22 protein-coding genes and 1 tRNA gene are annotated in these 23,377 nt (G+C 60.9%); 7 read left to right on the top strand and 16 right to left on the bottom strand.

The window, feature by feature from the left end:
- Nucleotides 1-106 precede the first annotated feature (106 nt).
- The 4 genes from B3397_RS12055 to B3397_RS12040 all read left to right on the top strand — a co-directional run bounded on the left by B3397_RS12055 (nucleotide 107) and on the right by B3397_RS12040 (nucleotide 4,946).
- Nucleotides 107-1,867, top strand: coding sequence for a terminase ATPase subunit family protein (locus B3397_RS12055; protein WP_296250290.1), 1,761 nt, complete (start codon nucleotides 107-109; stop codon nucleotides 1,865-1,867).
- The gene (locus B3397_RS12050; RefSeq protein ID WP_296250288.1) at nucleotides 1,867-2,889 is read left to right on the top strand and encodes a phage portal protein; all 1,023 of its coding nucleotides are present in this window, start codon (nucleotides 1,867-1,869) and stop codon (nucleotides 2,887-2,889) included. Before B3397_RS12055 ends, B3397_RS12050 begins: the two co-directional genes overlap by 1 nt.
- A 96-nt stretch (nucleotides 2,890-2,985) precedes the next feature.
- Nucleotides 2,986-3,198, top strand: coding sequence for a hypothetical protein (locus B3397_RS12045; RefSeq protein WP_296250287.1), 213 nt, complete (start codon nucleotides 2,986-2,988; stop codon nucleotides 3,196-3,198).
- Nucleotides 3,195-4,946, top strand: a complete 1,752-nt coding sequence (locus B3397_RS12040) for an Ig-like domain-containing protein (RefSeq protein ID WP_296250286.1) — start codon at nucleotides 3,195-3,197, stop codon at nucleotides 4,944-4,946. The genes B3397_RS12045 and B3397_RS12040 overlap by 4 nt, the downstream gene beginning before the upstream one ends.
- A gap of 123 nt (nucleotides 4,947-5,069) precedes the next feature.
- Here the strand turns inward: B3397_RS12040 and B3397_RS12035 are convergent, their stop codons facing one another.
- The 10 genes from B3397_RS12035 to B3397_RS11990 all read right to left on the bottom strand — a co-directional run bounded on the left by B3397_RS12035 (nucleotide 5,070) and on the right by B3397_RS11990 (nucleotide 14,124).
- Nucleotides 5,070-5,960 carry a DUF6236 family protein gene (locus tag B3397_RS12035; protein ID WP_296250283.1) on the bottom strand — a complete coding sequence of 297 codons (891 nt, stop codon included), beginning with the start codon at nucleotides 5,958-5,960 and terminating at the stop codon, nucleotides 5,070-5,072.
- 137 nt (nucleotides 5,961-6,097) lie between these two features.
- On the bottom strand, nucleotides 6,098-6,928 hold the full coding sequence (locus tag B3397_RS12030; protein ID WP_296250281.1) for a phage antirepressor N-terminal domain-containing protein: 831 nt from the start codon (nucleotides 6,926-6,928) through the stop codon (nucleotides 6,098-6,100).
- 262 nt (nucleotides 6,929-7,190) lie between these two features.
- Nucleotides 7,191-7,349, bottom strand: coding sequence for a hypothetical protein (locus tag B3397_RS12025; protein ID WP_296250279.1), 159 nt, complete (start codon nucleotides 7,347-7,349; stop codon nucleotides 7,191-7,193).
- A gap of 613 nt (nucleotides 7,350-7,962) precedes the next feature.
- The gene (locus tag B3397_RS12020) at nucleotides 7,963-8,310 is read right to left on the bottom strand and encodes a LexA family protein (RefSeq protein ID WP_296250277.1); all 348 of its coding nucleotides are present in this window, start codon (nucleotides 8,308-8,310) and stop codon (nucleotides 7,963-7,965) included.
- 116 nt (nucleotides 8,311-8,426) lie between these two features.
- The gene (locus B3397_RS12015) at nucleotides 8,427-9,038 is read right to left on the bottom strand and encodes a phage antirepressor N-terminal domain-containing protein (RefSeq protein ID WP_296250276.1); all 612 of its coding nucleotides are present in this window, start codon (nucleotides 9,036-9,038) and stop codon (nucleotides 8,427-8,429) included.
- 957 nt (nucleotides 9,039-9,995) lie between these two features.
- Nucleotides 9,996-10,069, bottom strand: a tRNA-Gly gene (locus B3397_RS12010).
- Between the two features lie 118 nt (nucleotides 10,070-10,187).
- Nucleotides 10,188-11,078 (bottom strand): alpha/beta fold hydrolase, encoded by an 891-nt coding sequence (locus B3397_RS12005; protein WP_296250275.1) that lies wholly within the window; start codon nucleotides 11,076-11,078, stop codon nucleotides 10,188-10,190.
- A gap of 289 nt (nucleotides 11,079-11,367) precedes the next feature.
- Complete coding sequence (locus B3397_RS12000; RefSeq protein WP_296250274.1) at nucleotides 11,368-12,060, bottom strand: pseudouridine synthase; 693 nt, start codon at nucleotides 12,058-12,060, stop codon at nucleotides 11,368-11,370.
- A gap of 6 nt (nucleotides 12,061-12,066) precedes the next feature.
- Entirely contained in the window at nucleotides 12,067-12,294 is a 228-nt protein-coding gene (locus tag B3397_RS11995; protein WP_296250273.1) for a cysteine-rich CWC family protein, read from the bottom strand.
- A 717-nt stretch (nucleotides 12,295-13,011) separates the two neighbouring features.
- Complete coding sequence (locus B3397_RS11990; protein ID WP_296250271.1) at nucleotides 13,012-14,124, bottom strand: enoyl-CoA hydratase/isomerase family protein; 1,113 nt, start codon at nucleotides 14,122-14,124, stop codon at nucleotides 13,012-13,014.
- 168 nt (nucleotides 14,125-14,292) lie between these two features.
- Here B3397_RS11990 and ung point away from each other — a divergent pair, with 168 nt between their 5' ends.
- The gene (gene ung / locus B3397_RS11985) at nucleotides 14,293-14,979 is read left to right on the top strand and encodes a uracil-DNA glycosylase (RefSeq protein WP_296250269.1); all 687 of its coding nucleotides are present in this window, start codon (nucleotides 14,293-14,295) and stop codon (nucleotides 14,977-14,979) included.
- Here the strand turns inward: ung and B3397_RS11980 are convergent.
- From B3397_RS11980 to B3397_RS11965, 4 genes are all read right to left on the bottom strand, one after another.
- Nucleotides 14,976-16,013, bottom strand: a complete 1,038-nt coding sequence (locus B3397_RS11980; protein WP_296250267.1) for an AbrB family transcriptional regulator — start codon at nucleotides 16,011-16,013, stop codon at nucleotides 14,976-14,978. The two genes, ung and B3397_RS11980, sit on opposite strands and share 4 nt — an antisense overlap.
- On the bottom strand, nucleotides 16,006-17,520 hold the full coding sequence (locus B3397_RS11975; RefSeq protein ID WP_296250266.1) for a tripartite tricarboxylate transporter permease: 1,515 nt from the start codon (nucleotides 17,518-17,520) through the stop codon (nucleotides 16,006-16,008). Before B3397_RS11975 ends, B3397_RS11980 begins: the two co-directional genes overlap by 8 nt.
- A 1-nt stretch (nucleotide 17,521) precedes the next feature.
- Entirely contained in the window at nucleotides 17,522-17,980 is a 459-nt protein-coding gene (locus B3397_RS11970) for a tripartite tricarboxylate transporter TctB family protein (protein ID WP_296250529.1), read from the bottom strand.
- A gap of 130 nt (nucleotides 17,981-18,110) precedes the next feature.
- The gene (locus B3397_RS11965) at nucleotides 18,111-19,094 is read right to left on the bottom strand and encodes a Bug family tripartite tricarboxylate transporter substrate binding protein (protein ID WP_296250264.1); all 984 of its coding nucleotides are present in this window, start codon (nucleotides 19,092-19,094) and stop codon (nucleotides 18,111-18,113) included.
- A gap of 314 nt (nucleotides 19,095-19,408) precedes the next feature.
- Between B3397_RS11965 and B3397_RS11960 the strand changes: the two genes are divergently transcribed.
- Both B3397_RS11960 and B3397_RS11955 read left to right on the top strand, forming a co-directional pair.
- Nucleotides 19,409-20,080: a response regulator gene (locus B3397_RS11960; RefSeq protein WP_296250263.1), complete on the top strand. Its 672-nt coding sequence runs from the start codon at nucleotides 19,409-19,411 to the stop codon at nucleotides 20,078-20,080.
- Nucleotides 20,073-21,455, top strand: a complete 1,383-nt coding sequence (locus tag B3397_RS11955; protein WP_296250261.1) for a sensor histidine kinase — start codon at nucleotides 20,073-20,075, stop codon at nucleotides 21,453-21,455. Before B3397_RS11960 ends, B3397_RS11955 begins: the two co-directional genes overlap by 8 nt.
- On the opposite strand, the gene B3397_RS11950 is transcribed toward B3397_RS11955, so the two are convergent.
- A complete protein-coding gene (locus B3397_RS11950; protein ID WP_349679025.1) occupies nucleotides 21,452-22,264 on the bottom strand; it encodes an HDOD domain-containing protein in 813 nt (270 codons plus the stop codon). The genes B3397_RS11955 and B3397_RS11950 overlap by 4 nt on opposite strands.
- 60 nt (nucleotides 22,265-22,324) lie before the next feature.
- Nucleotides 22,325-23,260 carry a YgfZ/GcvT domain-containing protein gene (locus B3397_RS11945; protein ID WP_296250260.1) on the bottom strand — a complete coding sequence of 312 codons (936 nt, stop codon included), beginning with the start codon at nucleotides 23,258-23,260 and terminating at the stop codon, nucleotides 22,325-22,327.
- Nucleotides 23,261-23,377 lie beyond the last annotated feature (117 nt).

Below are 23,377 nucleotides of genomic sequence, written 5' to 3'. Positions count from 1 at the left end.
TCGTCGATTCTGCATGCTATTGCAGCAATCGGGCGCGGTTGTACCCGTTTCCCCTACATCCGGCACGACTACGTGTCTACGCGCGCGCGGCGTCAGCATCGCCGCCATGACTACGACTGAACTCACTCCCGTCCGAGATAACCGCCGCCAGGCCAAGTTCCATTACTGGACGGGCATGCGGATCTCCGCGATCGCCGAAATGCTCGGTGAGAACGAAAAGACCGTGCATGCCTGGAAAACCCGGGATGAGTGGGATCGGGCCGACAACGTCGAACGGATCGGCGGTGCGCTGGAGGCGAGGCTGGTGCAGCTGATCCTCAAGGAAGGCAAAACGGGCGGTGACTTCAAAGAGCTCGATCTGCTGCACCGGCAGCTCGAGCGCCAGGCGCGCATCGAGCGCTTCAAAACAGGCGGCACCGAAGCTGAGCTCAACCCGAACCTGGCCAAGCGCAACGAGGGGCCGAAGAAGAAGGCGGCGCGCAACGAGTTCGATGAACAGCAGATCGAGCTGCTCACCGAGGCCTTCACCGATGGTTGCTTCGGTTATCAGCTGGACTGGTACCGGGCCGGCAACCAGCGCACCCGGGCGATCCTCAAAAGCAGGCAGATCGGCGCGACCTACTATTTTGCGCGGGAGGCGCTGATCGATGCGCTGGTCACCGGCCGCAACCAGATCTTCCTGTCGGCATCGAAGAACCAGGCCCACATCTTCAAGGCTTACATCCAGGGTTTTGCCCGCGAGGTTTGCGGCGTCGAGTTGACTGGCGACCCGATCATCCTGGGCAACGGCGCCGAGCTGCATTTCCTTGGTACCAACGCCCGAACCGCTCAGGGTTATCACGGTAATTTCTACTTCGACGAATTCTTCTGGACGTTCAAGTTCAACGAGCTGAACAAGGTCGCCAGCGGCATGGCGATGCAGAAGCAGTACCGGCGCACGTACTTCTCTACGCCCTCGAGCATGGCCCACGAGGCCTATACGTTCTGGACCGGTGAACGCTTCAACAAAGGCAAGCCCGCGGCGCAGCGCCTCAAACTGGATGTCTCCCACGATTCACTGCAGCAGGGACGCCTGTGCGAGGACAGGATCTGGCGGCAGATCGTGACGATCCTGGACGCGGAGCAGCGTGGGTGCGATCTGTTCGACCTTGAGGAGCTACGGCTGGAGTACAACGCCGACGCCTTCGCAAACTTGCTCATGTGCCAATTTGTCGACGACGGGGCGAGCATCTTTCCGCTCAACGTGCTGCAGCCCTGCATGGTCGACAGCTGGATCGAATGGTCCGAGGACTACAAGCCTTTCGCCGCCAGGCCGTTCGCCGATCGGCAGGTGTGGGTCGGCTACGACCCGGCAGAGACTGGGGACAGCTCCGGCCTGGTGGTCGTTGCGCCGCCACTGGTACCCGGGGGGAAGTTCCGAGTGCTCGAGCGTCACCAGTTCAGGGGCATGGACTTTGCCGCCCAGGCTGAGTCGATTCGACAGATCACCAAACGCTACTGGGTGACATACATCGGCATCGATGTCACCGGCATGGGCTCTGGCGTGGCGCAGCTGGTGCGCCAGTTCTTCCCCAACCTCACCACCTTCAGCTACTCGCCCGAGGTGAAAACCCGGCTGGTGCTGAAAGCCTACGACGTTATTCACAAGGGGCGCCTGGAGTTCGATGCCGGCTGGATCGACATGGCCCAGTCCCTGATGGCTATCCGCAAGACAGTCACCGCCAGCGGTCGGCAGTTCACTTACACCGCCGGCCGCACCGATGAGACCGGCCACGCCGACTTGGCCTGGGCCCTTTTCCACGCACTGCAGAACGAACCGCTTGAGGGGCAGACCGCCGCCAACACCGGGTTCATGGAGATCTATTGATGAGCGACAGCCCAGGAAACACCACAGAGCTATCAGTGCCGGCGCCGGCCGGGCGCATGGAGGCGTTCACCTTCGGTGATCCGACCCCTGTTCTCGATGAGCGCGGCATCCTGGACTATCTGGAGTGCTGGTCCAACGGCCGCTGGTACGAGCCCCCGATATCCTTCGATGGATTAGCGAAATCGTCCAAGGCCAGCGTGTTCTTGCAGTCGGGGCTCAACTTCAAGCGCAACATGCTGGCCCGCACTTTCATTCCCCACCGGCTGCTGTCCAGGCAAACCTTCGAGCAGTTCACCCTGGATTGGCTCTGGCTGGGGAACTGCTACCTGGAGAAGCAGAACAACATGCTCCGCAACACGCTCGGCCTAAAACCGGCGCTGGGCAAATACATGCGCCGCGGCGCTGACCTGGAGAGCTACTACCAGGTGCGCAGTTGGCGCGACGAGCATGCCTTCCTGAAAGGATCGATCTGCCACATCCGCGAGGCGGATATCGATCAGGAGATCTACGGCCTGCCCGAGTGGCTGCCGGCGCTGCAGAGCGCGTTGCTGAACGAGTCCGCCACGTTGTTCCGACGCAAGTACTACAACAACGGCAGTCACGCCGGTTTCATCATGTATATGACCGATGCCGCCCAGAACGAGAACGATGTCGACGCGCTGCGCACCGCTTTGAAGTCAGCGAAAGGCCCGGGCAACTTCCGGAATTTGTTCATGTACGCCCCAAATGGGAAGAAGGACGGTATTCAGCTGATCCCCGTCAGTGAAGTTGCTGCGAAGGACGAATTCACCTCGATCAAGAACATCAGCCGCGACGACATGCTCGCGGCGCTGCGAATCCCTCCGCAGCTGATGGGCATCGTGCCGCAGAACGCTGGTGGCTTCGGATCGATCAAGGAAGCGGCGCAGATCTGGGCCATGAACGAGCTGGAGCCTATCCAGTCGCGCCTGCGCCAGGTGAATGATTGGCTGGGCGAGGAGGTGATCCGATTCACTCCCATCGAAGCAGCGAGCCTTGAATAACAGCAACTTCCATAACTTTTCCGGCTGACTTACCGCTGGGTTACCGCTTGGGTAATTGCACGTTAGGCCTCTTTCAACCACGCCTCTGGAGGCGCTATGTACTTAACCGAGTTAACTGAAAAAAACTTAGGCAGGGTCAAGATACTGGTCAAAGCCAATCAGGGTCAGGTCACCATCTCGGACGGTGGTCCGGACGATTGGCTGGTGGTAGATACCATCACCGAGGATGGCGGTGACTGGTACGACCTGGGCAAATCACTGGTCCAGATCCAAGCCCACGATGGTGCTGAATTTAAGGTGACGAAATGACCTTCAAAATTGGCGCCTCGAGCAGTGACGGTGGGTCGATACCCAAGAAGACCCTCGCCGAATTGACCACCACCTACCTCGCCCGCGATAACTTCCCAGGGAAAGCGTTCTGCATTGACGCAACGGTGAATGCCTACATCGAGAGCTTCCCAACCCAGTGGAGGAAGCAAGACGGTACGGTAGTCAGTACGGACCCAGCGCTGGCCACCAGCGTCCAGCTATCTCAAAAGGCGGTGATGGTCGCCGCCGGCGGCACCCGTCAACTGACAGCACAGGTTCTACCCGCTGATGCGAGCCAGCTGGTGAGCTGGAAGTCCAGCAACCCTGCACTGATCTCTGTGTCGATGTCTGGCCAGATCAAGGGTGAGGCAGCCGTTCTGGGCGACTCAGTGACCATTGAGGTCACTACTGCCAACGGCAAGAAGAACAGCACCATCGTCAGTATTGGCGCGTCGACCGGCGTCCGTCGCCTGGTCAGTTCGGCCAACCGCTACATGAACCGCCCCACCCGTCCCAGCGATCTGGCAAACGGTGCTCCACTGCTGGACGTAGCAACAGAACTGGTCAGCCGAGTTCCACACCGCATAGGTAGCGCCGACGTCAATGGGCTATGCCTGCGGGTGTCGAACGACTACGTGTGGACGACTGGTGTCGAAGGTCCTGCGAACAATCTCACCATCAAGCACACTTCCTTCGAGATCCCGGGTATCGGCAGCCGCCAAGTGTTGTGGGATGGAAGTGAAGGTGTGGTCCTGCAGACGAAGGATCGCAAGCACAGCGTGGTTGTCATCCGGCCTGGCGATTTCGGGTTGGAGCGATTCGAGGTGGGTACTCTGTTCTATGTCCGCGGGCATGCGGCTGTTCCTGCAGGTGGGTTCTACCCTACGGTCGAGACTTGGGGCATTGGAAGTTTCCAGTGCGCGGCCTTCGACCCTACTAAAAACGCCTGCACTAACATTGGCGGCACTGGGGCGCTGACATTCACCAACGCCCAGACGGTTGGCGTCTACCAACCATGGACGCCAGTGGTCACCGGGTTCTTCGAGTTCGGCGATCCACTAGTGGTGCTGACGGGCAGCGACTCCATCGGTGCTGGTGCCGGCGACAACGGGCCGACAGGACGCGGCCTCGGGTTCCCAGAACGCGCCACGATGGGCAACGATTGGACCACTGCCTACGCGGCTTGCAACATCACTCGTCCAGGGGGCTATGTCTTCAACTGGGCCAATCAGCCGACGTTGTTGGACATGGTGAAGCTCGGCAACAATCTGTTGGACGGCATCCTCACCAACAACTTTGACGATCAACCCAATCTAATCGACAGCGGTCTCAACTACCTCATCAACCAGGTCAAAGATAGCTATGTCGCGATCAAGGCCAGCGCCGTCAGCGGCTCCGGTATTCGGCCATTCACGATCATCCGCCTCAAGTTGATGCCGCGTACCAAACCACCGACTGGGCCGTTGGTCACGGATCAAGAGCTGCACGGTCCGAAATGGGGACCTGGTGGGAACGTCGAGCAGTTCCATAACATCATCAAGTCCTACCCGCTGGTGGATCGTTTCTACGTCCATGACGCGTTCAGTCGCTACACGACGGACACCGCCGATCCGAACTCGAATTACTGGAAGGAGGGTAAGCTCAGTGCTTCAGACGGCACGCATCCTGGTTACTCGGTCACTGGACCGGTGGGCGCGGATCTGCGGCTTGTTCTGGACGAGTTCGCCGCGCTGCCTGTAGCCGCCTGATCGTAGGCACAAAAAAGCCCCGTACCGATATCTTTGGTACGGGGCTTTTGTATGTCTGAAACGCTAAAACGCAGCAAACCGTAGCCTATTAGGTCGGGTCCGTGTGCTTACAGCGAGCGGTATTCAAAGCAGTTCTCTCTGGGCATGGTAGAGATACTTGTACGGCGATTTTGGACGTCTCAGGTCCCTAATCCCCGGTTCTCCAGTGAGAGAAAAATTACTCGACACCCCTGCTATCGTAGCTGCGACTGCTGCCGCAGTGGCATCCATGGAAATTTCCTTTGCCTTAGCGAATACGTCTAGCGCCGTAGACATCGTCTTAGAAATGCTGAAGTTCATGGAGAATTTAGCATTCGCAAGGTGGACGGGAAATTGCCACTCTGCGCAGACCTTTATGAGGTTGGAACAAGCGCTATCTAGCTCCGCAAGCTTTCTCGTCAGAGCTTCATGGCTATCTGCGCCGCTGGCGATTTCGGCGGCCATGGCCTCGATATGAGCCCTGAACATCAGAAGCTCGGGCCTGCGTTTCTGCTTGAAGCTAAGTATTTCCTGCAACGGTACGTCGGTACTGGGTACCGGAAGAGATTTATAGAGCTCCATCGCTAGTCCTGCAGCGTTCTTATGGTCAGGGTTGCGTGGTGTGGGGGTACCGAGACTCCACATCCCAGGATTCAACCTTTCGTAGTGCTCTGTAAAGTGCCGTTCGATTTCTTGGATGACTGCTGATAATTGGCCGCCTACCTGGTAATGAAACTCTGGGGTTTGCAATATGCCAGCCGTTACCAGAAACGCTTCATCGGGCCCGTTGGTTGAGTAAATCACGTTGTTTTTCGGCCAAGCGAGTCGATCCCAGAAAAAGAGCGCCGATCGAAGTTGCTGAGGATCTAGTCCAGAGGAAAGCTGTACGGAGTCACCTTCGATGGCAACAGTATTGGATAACACCAAGCCGCGCATATGGTTCGAGTACTTTCCGTAGTGTGGATCTGACGCTTTGCGTTGTGATGCCTGTCCCATAGCTGTTCCTTCTCCTAAATATACGTTTCCGATCGTTTTTGTAGGGGGTCCGGATCGTGTAGGCCGTTCACCTGCGGCTAAGGATATCAACCCTCCCTCAGCCGTGGTTACTGGATTACCTAGTCGGTAATCTGGGGTCACAAGCCCACTTGGGGCGGCTTTCTGAATACCCAGCACTTCACCGATCGCCCCTTTAGTGCGCTGGATACTGGCTTCACCTGAAGGAATTCAGGTCGGCTGCAGATCTTCAGTGCGCCTAGAACGTCCGGCCCTACTCCGATCTGCAGGCCATGTGTGGAGAACAGTTCTGTGAGATGGGGGATATTGAGTGCGATCAGGCCTGAGCTTATTGAATGGTTGTAGGCGATTCCCTTGTCGTCTAAGTGCAAAACTGCAGCCCAGAAGTCTGCAAGGATGTCGGGCCGTGTCGGTTCCGCGATGCCTATCGCGTCAAGATCTGGCGCTGGCATGCCCATGGCGCCTGACAATTTCAGGATCTCTTGCCCCAGCAGCTCACGCATCGCCCGATTGCGCGTACGCATCAGCTCCTTGAGCAAGGCGATCCGATGCTTCGACATGCTGATCTGCTGGGGGATGCTGATCGCACCTGGACGAACAGCTGCCCCAGTCGTCCAGTACTTCCACAGCACCTCATCACATTCCTCCTGGTACTGGATGATTTTGTCGCGCAGCTCGGGCGCTACCTTATTGGGGCTGATCGAGTAGAGCCAGGCCGCGAGCTTCCGCAGCGGTAGGCATGTCATGGGCCGCAATTTCCCATCCTCGGCAACCGTTGGGATTTCCCCAATGGTTGATCCGAACTTTTCAGTGAGCTTTACGTACTGGGTCGGCCAGTCCATCCCCATATTCGCGACGATCGGTTTCATTGCAACGAAGGGCTCATTGTCCTGGTCGACCAGTACCACCGTATCGTCGTGAAATGGCACAGGCATCAATTGAGTGTTCATCTGTATCTCCTTGGAATCGCGTAGCCAAGGGGCTCGGCTTCGCCGACACCCCATGGGTGTCAGTTGCGGGGCTGGTGCCCAGTCGCGGAGCTGATGACGGCGTTGAGATCATTGCAGATCCCATCGAGGAACCCAGCCAGCATTTGTGGCTGGTAAAGCCCAGGCTGGTCGGCCTGCTGCGCCAGTGCATGCACCAGGGCGAGCGAGTCACGGACGCGCTCCAAGTCGTACAGATCTGCATCGGTGAGACCGTGCGGCCGTCTCACGCGGCACCGCCGATCGCTTCCAGAGCGCGCACCTGGTTCATGTGGTGGTTGTAGCGATTCAGGCGGGTGCGGAGGGATGAATCAGCGTGCAGCGCGGCAAGGGCCATGCGGCGGTGCGCGAGGGCACGGATTTTGGACGGAATGAGAGTGGTCATGGTGGAGCTCCTTTTGCTTGATGGAGCTGCCACGTTCGTTTCCAAGCGAATGGGTGGCAGCTGTACGCAGGTTGGAAAACCGGGGCAAAAGGAACCCGGCAGACCCGAAGGCCTCCCACGCACAGCCGCCATAACACAGAACGGCAGGCACAAAAAAAGCGCCTGCTGTTGTGAAAGGGGCGCTGTTGCGCCTTTTGCTTGTCGGGTTTCCAAGCCCGGTCACTGAATTTGCAGCAACGGGCGCACTTTACGCCCGTAAAGGTCCGAGGATCAATAGTCCGCGGACAATATTTCGTACCACAGTACGTTGTTACGCCTCAGTCAACGGGGCGACACAGCCAGGACTGGGCGTACAGCCGATCGCCCTCTACCTCTAGACCACTGAGCACCAGACCGTTGGGTGCCATCCAAGAGAGGACCACGTCATGAAGCAGCGGAAGGTCGGGCGGGCCAATAGGGTTAATGCCCTGCAGCGTGGCGGTCTTGGAGTTCCTGCCCAGTTGCTCGCATCGCTGCTCCTGGATCTGCACATCGCCTAGGACAGGCGCCTGGTTGCGTACATCCGCAGGGGCAAGTGGTTTGCCCTGGCACATGCGCCTGGTCACCTGGTACCTCATGGCTGTCGCTCATGAGCACGAATGCTATGGGCTACCACACCCCATACCGAAAACTCATCGCCCTCCAGGACATAGCGGTTGGGGAATGCCGGGTTGGACGACCGCAGGATGTACATGCCGCCCTGGCGATCGAGCAGCTTCACCATGGGCTCGGAGTTCACCACACCGATCACAACCCGTCCGACGGTGGCATCGATACTGCGGTCGACCACCAGCAGATCGCCGCAATGGATCCCCACCCCAGTCATGCTGTCGCCATGGCAGCGCACCAGGTACGTGGACGGCGCCGATATTTTCAGGACCTCATCAATCGAGATGGTGACTGGGTCAAAGGGACTGTCCATAGCAACGCCTGAAATACTGTATGCGTGAACAGTATTCTTGCACTGCGACTGGTGCGGTGGCAATGCCAGCTGGTCGTGCGGCCCATTGGAATGGCCAGATCCCGACCCGAGAGTGGCTAGCCTTGCTGGATCGCTAAGGGGTGCGGATCCAGCGGCGGCGTGGGCAAGCCCAAGGCATCGTTTACCTGGCGCAATTGGTTGTACAGGCTCTGCCGTTCAAAGCCATCCGTCGCTGCGGCCACCAGTTGGGCGAGGTTGCGCCCTTGCTCCTGGAGGATCAGCAGCTGCTTGAAGTTGATGCCGTCCCGCGCGCTGCGCTTGACCCCAGGCAGCGGCAGGATCCGGGCGGCGCGCTCCTCCAGCGTTGCGATGAGCTGCTTCGTGTCATTGGTCCAGTATTGCCACAGAACCTCATCGCACTCTTCCTGGTACTGGATGATCTTGTCGCGCAGTTGAGGCGCTACTTTCTTGGGATTGATCGTGTAGAGCCAAGCGGCGAGCTTGCGCAGCGGGAGGCAGGTCATGCCGTATTGCTTGCCGTCTGCTCCAGTTGTGTCGATCTCCGACACGACTGAATGGAAGCGCTCAACGATCTTGATTCGCTGGGCAGACCAGCCCAGCCCTATATTCTCAACGATGGGTCTCATGGCGACGTAGGGTTCGTTGTCCTTGCCGACCAGCACTACGGTGTCACCGTGAAACGGCACTGGCATCAACTGCGCATTCATTGAGCTTTCCTTACTCACCCGACGATTGGTCCACAACGCTGCGCTGGAATAGCCAGGCCGCGACCCTAAAGATGTGGCTCAGCCCAGTCGAAAATAACCCAGTCCAACATACCATTTGGGTAGTGTCCCGTCCATTCAAACACACCCTGTGGCCCCCGTATTCATTGGGCTTCGGCAGCTGTCGGGCTGACCTGCAGGTGCCTCAAGGGCCGCGCTTGGCAGCGGCCCCGTCCCCAGGTCGTTGCGCGCACCATTTTGGGGCGTCCGAGGCCGGGAGGAGTGGGTCAGCACCTGGCGCGCGCCGTCGTCCCCCCGCCACGCCTGCGGGCTAAATAGGGGGCTTTTTCTGCAACCCTGCAAGTATGGGGAGGCGGCCCAGGCTGGGCTTCTCCTTCGCGTCATTGTCCCGCCAGACACCTGCAGATCCCTGCAAGGTAGGCCTGTCCTGACGTGCATGGGGGGGCAGTTTCTGAGGCTTCAACTCTGGGAGGACCCTCGGGAAAAAGGTAATCGAGGAAATCGAGGGCGGGAATGAGGCTGGACGCCCCGTGCGATGCGGGGTGGGATGATTACTTTGGGTAGTAATATTTAGTAATGCTTCAAGTAATATTTTCGTAACTACCTGATTCATAAGGCTTTTATTTTTTCAGAATCTCACTTGCTTGAAAGGTAATTGCATTACTTGGAATTACTTAAATATTACCTTGATGTACTTGGTCAATGTCTTACACAACGCGCTTCTTAGTGGCATTGAGAAAAACATTACCTCTATTACCCTTTTCCCATGGGTCAACCTAAAACGCCGATACCTATCAGGGGGGGGAGGGTGAGATGGTGTCGCGCTTGCAGCTACGTCAGTTCTGGCACGTATGCGCACGTGCTCGCACATACGGCCCCCAATACGGCCCCCAGCGATGCGCCTCGAGGCGCGGACAGGGCTGGAGCCCTTGAAATCATTGGAGCGGGTGAAGGGAATCGAACCCTCGTTATCAGCTTGGGAAGCTGGAGTAATGCCATTATACGACACCCGCTCTGAGCGGTTGACTTTGTACCAGAACCTACCAGCAATTTGAAGCGCTTATTCACTTTTCAGCGCAATCAGCGGCACCCGCAGCGGTTCACGCAGCGGCGTGCTGCAGGTGCTGATCTTCAGAGTGCCAGGGCATGCTGGCCCGCCTGATGGTGATGCTGATAGCGAATGCGCGTTTCGCGGGCATGGGGTTGCAGGAAGTCCATCACTGCCAGGCGGGTGTCGCGGCAGGCGGCCTTGTGTTCCATGTCGAGAAAATGGCCGGTGCTCTGGATGCAGGCAAAGTGACTGTCCTGCACGTGCCGGGCGAAGAATCGGGCTTCATGGTGAGTGGTGTACTCGTCCCATTCACCGTTCATGAACAGCACCGGTACGTTGATCGCGCGTGCACGGTCCAGGGTATCGCCGAGGTCGCAGCGCAGCACCTCGTTGATGTGGAAGTTCATCTGTGCGTACTCGTGCAGGTCCAGACTGCTCACGTGCCGGTAATTGAAACGCTTGAACAGTGACGGCAGGTGTTTGCCGATGGTGTCGTTGACCAGAAGCCCGACCTCGTTGCGGTTGCAGGCGCTCAGGTGAGTGACGCCGCGGTTGAGGTAGTCGCGCATGTGCTCGTTGAGTACAGGGGAGAAGGAGCTGATGATGGCTTTTTCGATACGTCGCGGGCGCTTGGAAAGGGCAAGCAGGGTGCTGGCGCCGCCCCAGGAAAAGGACATGACGTGCTCGGCGGCGAAGTGATCGATCAGCTCAACGAGGATGTGCGCTTCCTCGTCCTTGGTCAGGGCTTTTTCGTGAATGTTGTGGGGCTTGGATTTGCCCGCGTAGGGTTGGTCGTACAACACCACGTTGAACTCAGCGTTCAGGCTGCGGACCGTCTGAGCGAAGGACGCAGTGGTAGCCAGTGAGCCGTTGACCAGGATGATGGTCTTGGCGGCAGCCTCTGCGCGATAGAACTCCGTGTACACCCGATACTGACCCTGTATGTCCAGCACAGCGATTTCTGGCCTCATGTCGATAGACTCCTGGCAAAAAACGAGTGTTCCGCGCACTCAACATGCACGTCTTTTATGACAGGTAGGCATCTGCCTGGGAGGGGCCCTTGTCGATCCTGGGAAGGCGGCCGACGGGTGTTGTTCTAGGCGGGCTGTTGGCGCGAGGCGACAACGGGTAGTTTCTTGGTATGCACGCATGACCGGCCGGTCACATGAGGACCGGTGAATTCATTCAAGCAGGCGGGGGCGGATGCCGCAAGGGGCGTAGGGGCACCGTGATGTGACTTTCGGCTGAGTGGTCGCGGGTCTAAACCTGCTGAATCTCTTCAGCCGTGAGTGCGCGGTATTCCCCAGGCTGTAGCCGTTCGTCGAGTACTAGCGGACCCATGCTTTCGCGGTGCAGCTTGATCACTTTGTTTTGAAAGTGACCAAACATCCGTTTGACCTGATGGTAGCGGCCTTCGACGATGCTCAGTCGCGCCTGATGCGGCCCCAGAATGTCGAGTTGGGCGGGCAGGGTGGTGAGGTTTTCGAAAGCGAAGTACAGGCCCTGCTCGAAGACTTGCACGTAGTGCGGCTCGATGACCTGCTCGGTTTCGACGTAGTAGACCTTGGGTAATTTGGTCTGGGGTTGAGTCAGGCGCCGCGACCACTGGCCGTCGTTGGTCAGTATCAACAACCCTGAGGTGTTGAAGTCCAGTCGACCGGCCAGGTGCAGGTCGGTGCGATCCTGAGCGGCGAGCAGATCGAGCACGGTGGGGTGCGCAGGGTCCGTGGTGGCGCTGACGCAGCCCATGGGTTTGTGCAGCATGAAATAGCGGGCGGGGCGGCCTTGTTGCAGCACTTCGTCGTGGATCTGGACGTGGCTGAACTCGCGGACAGGGTGGTGCGGATCGCGAGTGATCAACCCGTCGACTCGAACGTTGCCCGTTACCAGCGCCTGGCGGACTTGTTGGCGGTTGAAGCGGGGCAGATTGCTGAGGAAACGGTCGAGGCGCATGGAGGCTCAGGGCTGAACGGGATGGGTGCTGTTTCGCAGCTGATGGTCCACCTGGGCGCATCGGGGGCACAGGCAGGCGGCGTTGCGCAGGTTGTCGGGCAAGGCTTCGAGCACGGCGCGGTCGATGCTTACCGAATAGCACCAGCAATTCTGGGCGGTGGTTGTGGGTTCGGCCAGGGTGCAGTCGTTACGGCTGCCGCAGGCCGGGCAGAGGCGGGTGTCGGGGGTGGCCATGATGGTCGATGCAGGTGGTGGGTACGTGTGTAGTGTACTGGATCGGGCAGGGCAGGTAATTCTTGTGTGGGCAGGTTGGGTGCCATCGCGGGTAGACCCCGCTCCCACGGAGGAGCCCCTTGTGGGAGCGGATTCTACCCGCGATCGCGTCACCACGGTTTGTATCAATTTATGACAAGCTCGAATACCGCACCTTTTGCAATGTCTGATCCTGTGTCGAGATCCGTATCGTCCCTCGATGCCGACCAGCGCCGCTGGTTCGAGCCGCCCCGCGGTCCAGGAGGCCGCTTATGTATAGAAGAATCCTGCTCGTTGTTGTCTTGGGTCTACTGACCAGTGCGTGCGTACCGTACGGAGGCGGGAGCTACTATCAAACCGAGGTCTATACGGTCGATCGCTACCCTGCCGGTGGCTATTACCCCTACAGCCGAGGCTACTACTCACCACCGCCTCGCTATTACGTGGCGCCGGCGCCCCGGTACTACGTAGCGCCGCCGCCACCGCGCTATTTCGGCGGACCCCCAGGGCCCCATTATCGTCCGGGACCACCGCCGGGCTATCGTGGCCATCCAGGCGGCCCGGACCCGCGCTGGCGGGGCGGACCTTCCCGCTATTCGGGTCAGGACCGTGACCGCGGCGACCGCCCAGGGCGCGGCTGGCACCGGTAGAAACGCTGCACACACAAACGGCGCCCATGGGCGCCGTTCTTGCATCCGCTCAAATCGCCGACAGATCCGCCAGCGGATGTCGTCCTTCCCAGGCCTTGCTGAAGTGCGCCTGCACCACGTTTGTCGGGATGGCCGCGATATCCGGCCAATGCCAATGAGGCTTCTGGTCCTTGTCGATCAAGCGTGCACGCACACCTTCGGCGAATTCGGGGTGGCGGCAACAATTAAGGCTCAGGGTGTAATCCATTTCGAAAATCTGTGCCAGCGACAGAGGTCGCACACGCTTCAACTGCTCCCAATGGAGCAGCGCTGTCAGTGGGCAGCCTTCGGTCATGGTCTGCGCGGCTTTGGCCAGCAACGGGTCCTGATGGCTGCGCAGGCGGCTGATGGCCTGCCAGGCGTGCACTGCGTCGCACACGTCCAAGGCCTGGTCGACGAGCGCACGACGGGGCAACCACTGAGCCTCGGGCAGCTCGCCCGATGCCTGCTGTTCCAGCGCCTTGAGCAGGCTGTTCAGCTGCACCGGCGTCTGTTCTTGCCAATTGAGTTGCAACAGGCCGTCTATCAGCTCTTCCTGCTGGTCGTCGCGCATGAAACGGTCGGCCAGGCCCAGGTCCAGGGCGTCGCGAGCATTGCTGTGCGCGCCGGTAAGGCCCAGAAACAGTCCCAGCTTGCCCGGCACACGCCCGAGGAACCAGCTGGCGGCCACGTCCGGATACAGGCCGATGCTGATCTCCGGCATGGCCAGTCGACTGCTGGGCGTCACGATGCGAATGCTGGCGCCTTGCAGCAGGCCCATGCCGCCACCGAGCACATAGCCATGGCCCCAGCAGATCAGCGGCTTGGGGTAGGTATGCAGGCGGTAGTCGAGGCGATACTCGGCGGCGAAGAATTTTGCCGCCAGCGGCGGCACTTCGCCGGGGTGGGCCCGACAGGCTTCGACCAGCGTGCGTACATCGCCTCCAGCACAGAACGCCTTGCTGCCAGCGCCGCGCAGCAGCACACAGACCACCTGATCTTCAGCCGCCCACTCGTCCAGTTTCCTGCCCAGCGACTCGAGCATGGACAGCGACAGCGCGTTGAGTGATTTTTCCGCATTCAGTGTGGCGATGCCGATGCGGGCACCGTCGACACCGGTAAGCTCTTCGAAATGTAGATCCATCCTGACCTCATCGGTGGTGGGGGGTGGTGGCTGTACCGTGACGCTGAAGGTGCGCCGGCAATGGATGTCCGCAGAACAGAGTATGGTTGGCGCTGGCGAACTTGCTTTGGCGATTGACTTTGTGTGGCCGCTTTCCTACCGTCCGCCCATTGATTCTCGGGTGAACCCATGACCACAGACGACCGCATCAAACTCGAACCCAGTTGGAAAGCTGCCCTGCGCGATGAGTTCGAAAAACCCTATATGGCGCAACTGCGCGAGTTCCTGCGTCAGGAGCATGCCGCCGGCAAGGAAATCTATCCGCCAGGCCCGTTGATTTTCAATGCCCTGAACTCGACTCCGCTGGATCAGGTCAAGGTGGTAATCCTGGGGCAGGACCCTTACCACGGCCCAGGCCAGGCCCATGGTCTGTGCTTCTCGGTGCAGCCGGGCATTGCCACACCGCCGTCGTTGGTGAATATCTACAAGGAGCTCAAGCGCGACCTGAACATCGATATCCCCAATCACGGATGCCTGCAGAGCTGGGCAGATCAGGGCGTGTTGTTGCTCAACACCACCATGACCGTGGAGCGTGCCAATGCAGCTTCCCACGCCAAGAAGGGCTGGCAGCATTTCACCGATCGCATCATCCAGGTGGTCAGCGAGCAGCAGCCCAGCACGGTCTTCATGCTCTGGGGAGCCCATGCCCAGAGCAAGCAGACGTTGGTCGACAGCAGCAAACACCTGGTGCTGACCTCCGTGCATCCCTCGCCGTTGTCGGCCTACAAGGGTTTCATCGGCAATGGTCATTTCAGCCGGGCGAACAAGTTCCTCGAGCAGAACGGCCTGACCCCCATCGACTGGCGCCTGCCCTAGGGCTGCGGTCGACGCCGGCTCCAGGTGCGGAACAACGGCTCGGCCAGGAACAGCACGAACAGCAGGCGCATGACCTGCATCGCGGTCACCAATGGCACCGAGAGTTGCAGCACTTCGGCGGTCAGGCTCATTTCAGCGATGCCGCCGGGCATCATGCCCAAGGTCACCGAGCGCAGGTCCAACTGAGTCAGGGCACTCAGCCCCAATGCGCAGAGCCCGGCAATGCCCATGGTCAACGCCGTGCCGATCAAGGTCCGACCGAGAAACGACGGGGCGCGGCGGAAGAACGCCCGATTGAAGTGACAACCCAGGCCACTGCCGATCAGCCACTGGCCGATCTGGCTGCCGCCGTCGGGCAGGCCGATGTGCAGGTCGAAACTGACGCTGATGATGGCGCTCACCAGCAGGGGGCCAAATAGCCACGGGTTGGGCTGCTTGAGCTTCTGCCAACCCCAGGCCACCAGCCCGCCAGCAGGAAAGATCAGCGCCAGCCATAGCCAATCGACCCCGCCTTCGTGGCTGATCGGCACGCCTTCGCCCAGCAGGAACTTGAACAGCGCCGGCACGCATAACACCACTGCCAGCACCCGCAGGCTTTGCCCGGCGGCTACTCGGCTGAGATCGGCACCGTTACGGGCACCCAGGTTGACCATTTCGCCGGAACCACCCGGCATGCTGGAAAAAAAAGCCGTGGGCCGGTCTTCGCCGGTGCGCAGCATCAGCCACACACCCACGACGCTCGACACGCTGGTAATCAGCGCGGCAAAAAAAATAAGGCCGAAGTGTCCCCACACCTGCTCCATCACCATCGGCGTGAAGTGCAGGCCGATACCGATACCGACGATCCACTGGCCGATCTTGCGACCGTTGGGTATCTCGGCCAGTTGCCAGGGGGTCAGGCAGCGCACCAGGATGATCGCCAGCAGCGAGCCGATCATCCAGGGCAGGGGCCAGCCGATCAGACTGGCGAGGTAGCCGCCAGCCAGACCGACGAAGGGGGTGCCCCACCAGCTATGCAGAAACCGCTCAGACATCGGCGATCGCACGACGCTGGGCAGCGCGTTTGCGCCAGATGCGCACCAGCGGCAAGAGCAGCATCAGAATGGTCACGATCCACACGCCCAGGGTGATCGGGCTGGCCCAGAGGATGTGCAAGTCACCGTTGGAAATCGACAGTGCCCGGCGCAGGTTCTGTTCCATCAGACCGCCCAGGATGAAGCCCAGCAGGATCGGCGACAGCGGGAAGTCCAGCTTGCGCAGGATGTAGCCGAAGATGCCGATGCCGATCATCAGGAACAGATCGAAGGTGGTGGCGTGCACGGCGTAGACGCCGATCCCGGTGATGATGGCGATGACCGGCACCAGCGCCCAGTTCGGCACGGCGAGGATCTTGGTAAAGATACGGATCATCGGAATGTTCAGGATCACCAGCATGATGTTGGCGATGAACAGCGAGGCGATCAGGCCCCAGACGATGTCTGGCTGCTGCTGGAACAGCAATGGGCCAGGGGTGATGTTGTACAGGCTCAGGGCGCCGATCATCACGGCGGTGGTGCCCGAACCCGGAACGCCCAGGGTCAGCATGGGGACCAGCGCGCCGCATGCGGTGGCGCCGATGGCGGTTTCAGGCGCAGCCAGGCCACGCTTGTCGCCTTGGCCGAACTTGCCGCTGGCGCCGGCCAGGCGCTTTTCCGTGGTATAGGCCACAGCACTGGCCAGGGTTGCGCCCGCGCCTGGCAGCACGCCCATGATGAAGCCCAGCACGCCGCAGCGAATGTTCACCCAGAATACCGAAGCGGCTTCCTTGAGGTTGAACATCATGCGCCCGGTGGCGGTGACCGCAGCGCTGCCATGGTGAGTCTTTTCCAGCAGCAGGAGGATTTCGCTGATGGAGAACAGACCCAGCACCAGCACCACGAACTGGATGCCGTCGGCCAAGTGGATGTTGTCGCCGGTGAAGCGGTAGACGCCGCTGTTGGCATCGATGCCGACACTGGACAGGAACAGTCCGATCAACGCTGCGATGAAGGTCTTCAGCGGTCTGTCGCCGGCCATGCCGCCCAGGCAGACGATGGCGAACACCATCAGTACGAAGTACTCCGCCGGGCCAAAGGCAATCGCCCATTTGGCCAGTATCGGGGCGAACATCACCATGCCGCAGGTGGCGATGAAGGCGCCGATGAACGAACTCCATGCCGACAGCGACAGTGCCACGCCAGCCAGGCCCTGGCGAGCCATGGGGTAGCCGTCCAGCGTGGTCATCACGGTGGACGCTTCACCTGGAATGTTGAGCAGGATCGAGCTGATCCGACCGCCGTATTCGCAGCCCAGGTACACCGCCGCCAGCAGGATCAGTGCCGACTCCGGTGGCAGCCCGAGGGCAAAGGCGATGGGAATCAGCAAAGCCACGCCATTGATCGGGCCCAGGCCCGGCAGCAAGCCGACCACGGTGCCGATCAAAGTGCCCGACAGCGCGGTGATGAGGTTGTAAGGGGTCAGTGCAACGCCGAAGCCCTGACCCAGGTAGCCGAGAGTATCCATGTCAGTTCTCCAGAACGCTGAGCAGACCAAGGGGCAGGGGCACATCCATGATCCTGTCGAACAGCACGTACAGGGCGATGCTCATCAGGGTAATGATGATTGCGCTGGGCACCGGCTTGCCGCCGTAGAGCAGGGCCATGGGAATGCCGATCAGGGCGCTGCTGAGGATGAAGCCCAGCGGTTCGAACAGACCGGCGAACACCAGCAGCAGGACAACGCACAGGCCGATCTTCTTCAGGGTGGGACGATCCAGCGGCGGTTCTTCTTCGCTGTGCACGATGGGCGTGGGGCGAATCAGCATGTACAGCAGGGCCAGGCTCATCAGCCCGAGCATCAGCAGCGGGTAGGCGCGCGGGCCGACCGGCTCATAGGAAAACGGCGCCTGGTACGGCCAGGCCATCAACGCCAGGCCTGCGCAGACGAGCAGCAAGAGCAACGCGAAGATACGTTGAACGATCATGATCATGGTCATGTTCCTTCGTGGGGGGGAACGAAGCAGGGGGCTAGCCATTCGCGGCTGGACGCCGCTCCTACAGGTCGCTGTGGGAGCGGGCTCTGCCCGCGAAGGCCGTGACGCTAACCGACGTCGATTACTGGACCAGACCGAATTCCTTGGCCAGCGTCTTGTAGTCGGCAACCTGCTTCTTCACGTAGGTGTCCAGCTCCTGCCCGGTCATGGCAAACGGGAACAGCTCGCGCTGATCACGCAGCTTGGCGAACTCCTCGGAGGCCAGCAGCTTGTCGAAAGCGGCTTTCCACCAGTTGTATTCGTCGTCGGTGACCTTCGGCCCCAGGTAGAAGCCGCGTACCACGGGCCAGACGATGTCGTAGCCCTGTTCCTTGGCCGTAGGGATGTCTTTCATTTCCGGTTCGTCCAGACGTTCGTCGGCGAACACCGCCAGCAGACGCATGTCGCCGCTGAGGATATGCGGCATGGAGTCGGAGATGTCGGTACTGCCCACCTGGATGTGGCCGCCGAGCAGGGCCGTGGCGATTTCGCCGCCGCCTTCCAGGGCTACATAGCGCAGGTCGCGCGGGTTGATACCGGCGGCCTTGGCGATCAATGCGGTCTGCATCCAGTCCTGGCTGCCGACCGTGCCGCCGGAGCCGATCACCACTTTGCTCGGGTCGGCCTTGAGGGCCTTGACCAGATCATCGAGGGTTTTGTAGGGCGAGTCAGCCTTGACCGCGATGGCACCGTAGCTGGTCCCTACCGCTGCCAGCCAACGCACGGCATTTTCGTCGAAGCGGCCGAATTTGCCCTGGGCCAGGTTGAGCAGCGAACCGCTCGACCAGGCCACCAGCGTGCCGGCATCGGCAGGGCGCTGGGCGACTACGGCGTTATAGGCTACCGCGCCCACGCCACCGGGCATGTAAGTAACGCGCATCGGCTTGGACAGGATCTTTTCGTTGACCAGGGCGCTCTGCACCAGTTTGCAGGTCAAGTCGAAACCACCGCCAGGGGAGGCCGGGGCGATACATTCGGGGCGTTTGGGTTCTTCGGCGGCGAGTGCCGAGGTGGCCAGGAACAGGCAACTGACGGCCAGTGCGAGCGGACGGATAGCGCGGATCATGGGTCTCTCCATTGTTGTTCTTGTTATCGAAAACGTCTTGGAACGTTTTACGGGGCATAGCTTCTGCGAGCTAGCTGTTGTTAAACATTATGTCGCGAACCTTTCACCAAGCTTTCAATTGCCTTTCGGTCAGCTGTCATTTTGATGTGACCGCTTCACAGCGGGCCTCGGCGCTGTAGACTTGAGGCATAAAGGGGGGGATGGACCATCGCCACGGCGAAGATTGCTGGCGAGAGCAGGTTCTACCTGCGATGAGGCCATCCCGAACGCCGCAGACCCCGAAAAAAACATAAGCCTGCCCGTGAGGAACACCCATGCGTGTCCTGCTTGTAGAAGACCACCCGCAGTTGGCCGAAAGTGTCGCCCAGGCGCTCAAGGCCACGGGGCTGAATGTCGACGTGCTGCACGATGGCGTCGCCGCCGATCTGGCGCTGGCCAGCGAAGAATACGCGGCCGCCATTCTGGACGTCGGCCTGCCGCGTCTGGACGGCTTCGAAGTGCTGGCCCGGCTGCGTGCCCGCGGCAAGAACCTGCCGGTGCTGATGCTCACCGCGCGCAGCGACGTCAAGGACCGGGTTCACGGCCTCAATCTGGGTGCCGATGATTACCTGGCCAAGCCGTTCGAACTCACCGAACTCGAAGCCCGGGTCAAGGCCCTGTTGCGGCGCACGGTACTGGGCGGCGAGCGGCAACAGCGCTGCGGGCCACTGGTGTACGACCTGGATACCCGGCGCTTCACCCTGGCCGATGAGTTGCTGACCCTCACTTCCCGAGAACAGGCGGTCCTGGAAGCCATGATCGCCCGACCCGGGCGGGTGATGAGCAAGGAGCAGTTAGCCAGTCAGGTCTTCGGCCTTGACGAGGAGGCCAGTGCCGACGCCATCGAGATCTATGTCCACCGCCTGCGCAAGAAGCTCGACGGTCAGTCGGTCGCCATCGTTACCTTCCGCGGTCTTGGCTACCTGTTGGAGAGCCGCGATGCATGAACCCAGCAGCCTGCGTTGGCGGCTGCTGTGGAATCTGGCGATGCTGTTGGTGTTCCTGATGCTGGCCAGCGGTCTGAGTGCCTACTGGAACGGCCGTGAAGCCGCCGACACCGCCTACGACCGAACCCTGCTCGCTTCGGCGCGAACCATCGCTGCCGGGCTGTCCCAGCGGGATGGCAGCCTGAGTGCCGATGTGCCTTACGTCGCGCTGGATACGTTCGCCTACGACAGTGCCGGGCGCATTTATTATCAGGTCAATGACATTGACCACAAGCTGATCTCTGGTTACGAGAACCTGCCTGGCCCGCCCAAGGGCACTCCGCGCACGGACGATTACCCGGCCCTGGCTACCTTCTACAGTGGTCGCTACCTGGGCCAGGACGTGCGGGTGGTCAGCCTGCTCAAGCCGGTCAGCGAACCGAACATGAATGGCATGGCGGAGATCCGCGTGGCGGAGACCGAAGAGGCGCGTGTGGACATGGCTCGCAGCCTGATGGCCGATACGCTGCTGCGGCTGGGCATGCTTGGCGGCGGCGCGCTGCTGCTGGTGTGGATCACCGTCAGCGCCGCCTTGCGTCCCCTGGAGCGGTTGCGCGACGCCGTCGAGGACCGCCAGACCGATGACCTGCGGCCTTTGCCGCTGGTGGAGGTGCAACGCGAACTCTGGCCCCTGGTGCAGGCGCTCAACCATTTTACCGAGCGCTTGCGTGTGCAGTTCGAGCGCCAGGCTCAGTTTATCGCCGATGCTGCCCATGAACTGCGCACGCCGCTGGCGGCGCTCAAGGCGCGGGTCGAACTGGGTTTGCGCGCTCGCGAGCCCGACACCTGGCGCGATACCCTGGAGCAGGCCGCTCAGGGCACCGACAAGTTGACCCATCTGGCCAACCAGCTGCTGTCCCTGGCGCGCATCGAGAACGGCGCGCGGGCGATTGCCGAAGGCGGCGCGCAGTCGCTGGATCTGAGCCAGCTGGCCAGGGAACTGGGCATGGCCATGGCGCCACTGGCCCACGGCCGCGGCGTCGCCCTGGCGCTGGAAGCCGAGCACGAGGTGTGGTTGCGGGGCGAGCCGACCTTGCTCAACGAACTGCTCAGCAACCTGGTGGACAACGCCCTGGCGCACACGCCCTCGGGCGGCAACGTGATTCTGCGGGTGATCGAGCCGGGCGTGCTGGAAGTGGAAGACGACGGGCCGGGGATCCCGGCTGACGAGCGAGATCGCGTATTCGAACGCTTTTACCGCCGCAACGCGCAAAGCGCGGGCACCGGGCTGGGGTTGGCCATCGTCGGCGAGATCTGCCGCGCGCACATGGCACGCATCAGTCTGCACGACGGCGCCAACGGCGGCCTGAAGGTGCGAGTGGACTTTCCGGTCTAGGCCAGCAGGCTCTGAGCCGGCAGCAATTCTTCTGCCAGCAGCAGTGGGCTTTGCTTGATGCCCAGGCGCTGATAGGCGGGGTGATCGATCAGAGTGTCCACGCCATCATGCTTGGGCAGCTTGAGCAGGGTCGCGATCATCACCAGGTCGCTGTAGTCGGTTTCGGTGTTGCCTCGCTGCAGGTCCAGATATTGCCCCGGCACCTTTGCCAGCATGGGCGGGAAATCCCACTTGCGCAGGATATGGTCGCCGATGACCGGGTGAATATGCTCGATCACATGGTTCAGGCAAACGCCGTCGGAGAGCAGTTCGTTGTGCTCCTGGGCGTAGGTGAGAATGGGCAGCACACCGATCTGATGCATGAGGCCGGCAAGGGCGGCCCGGTCTGGCTTGAGTAGCGTGTAGCGACGGGCCAGTTCCGAGCTCATGCCGGCGATCTCGACGCTGCGTCGCCAGACCTCGCGCATGCGGCTTTGCACGGCTGGCGCCCTGGCGTGGAAAATCTGCTCCATCACCAGGCCGATGGCCAGATTGCTGCTGTAGTTGACCCCCAGGCGGTTGATGGCGGTGTGCACATCCGTGACCTCGAAGCTGGCGCGCAGCAATGGGCTGTTGACCACCTTGAGCAACCGCGCGGACAAGGCAGCGTCCTGGCTGACCACCTGACTCAGGCGCATGACGCTGATGTCATCGTCCTCGGCGGCTTCGCGAATCTTCACCGCGACCTCCGGCAAGGTCGGCAGCACCAGGTCGTCGTTGTCGATGGCCTCCAGTAAATCGCGTTGAACAGTGTCCGCCAGTTTATTCATTCGACGCCTCTGCAACAGGTAGGACGGCGCCTTCTGCCAGGCGCCGCGGGGCACAATCGTCTAACGTTGGATCTCGCGGTCGCGGTCCAGTTCGTAGGGCAGGGACAAAAGCTGCAGGGCGGGCCCTTGCAGACTTTGCAGGTGAATCCGGCCATCTTCCACGGCGTCAGCCTGCAACACGGCGAGTACTTCATAGCCGTTTTCGCTGGGGGCGGCCACGGCGACCTCGCCGATGGCGCTGCCATGGGTGGGAGAGAACAGCGCAGCGCCGGGCTCGGCTGGGGCGTCCAGGCTCAGCCTGTACAGACGGCGTTTGAGCTTGCCCAGGTACTGCATGCGCGCAACGATTTCCTGGCCGGTGTAGCAACCTTTCTTGAAGCTGACGCCGCCGACCGCTTGCAGATTGAGCATCTGTGGAATGAACAGCTCGCGAGTAGGCCCGAACACCTGGCCGATGCCGGCGCGGATCTGGCCCAGCAGCCAGCCCTCGAGGCTGCCCTCGCTGAGCTGGGACGCCAGCCGTTCACCCAGGGTGGCCGCCTGCTCGGCTGGTGCCCAGAGCTCGGCGCGGGCAGGGGACACGCGCACTGCAATCAGTTGCTCGGTGCGCGCCACTGCGTGGGCGTCCAGCCCCAGCTCCAGGCCCAGCGCCGAAAGGGCGCCGTCGCCGTGCTGCAGACCGAAGCGCACCCAGGCACCGCTTTCGTCGGTGAGCTTGGATTTGGAGAACACCGCGTACTTCTTCAGGTCCGCCAATTGCGGCTCGATCAGCTCGCTGGCCATGGCCAGCACGCAGCCGTCGCCTTGCAGCAGGATGCGGAAACTGGACTGCATGCGACCTTTCTGAGTGCAGCGGGCACCCAGGCTCGCGGTGTCTTCGTTGAGATAGTTGAGGTTGCAGGTCAGCTGGCCCTGCAGGAACTTGCTGGCATCCGAGCCACGAACGGCCAGAACGCCTTCGTGGGCCAGGGTGCAGAAAAAAGCGGTATCAGACATGAGGCATCGCAGAAGTGGCAGGACTGGAGGTCATCATAGAGCGGCGGGGCGGGGGAATGCTATCCCTGTGGGGATGAGGTGGGCCTGCTGGCGCCTTCGCGGCTGTACGCCGCTCCT

Origin of the sequence: Pseudomonas sp. UBA4194 (assembly GCF_002379585.1) — a bacterium.
In the GTDB taxonomy this organism is placed as follows: Bacteria; Pseudomonadota; Gammaproteobacteria; order Pseudomonadales; family Pseudomonadaceae; genus Aquipseudomonas.
The sequence above is the reverse complement of the archived record's forward strand: the minus strand, read 5'-3'. Positions and strand labels throughout refer to the sequence as shown.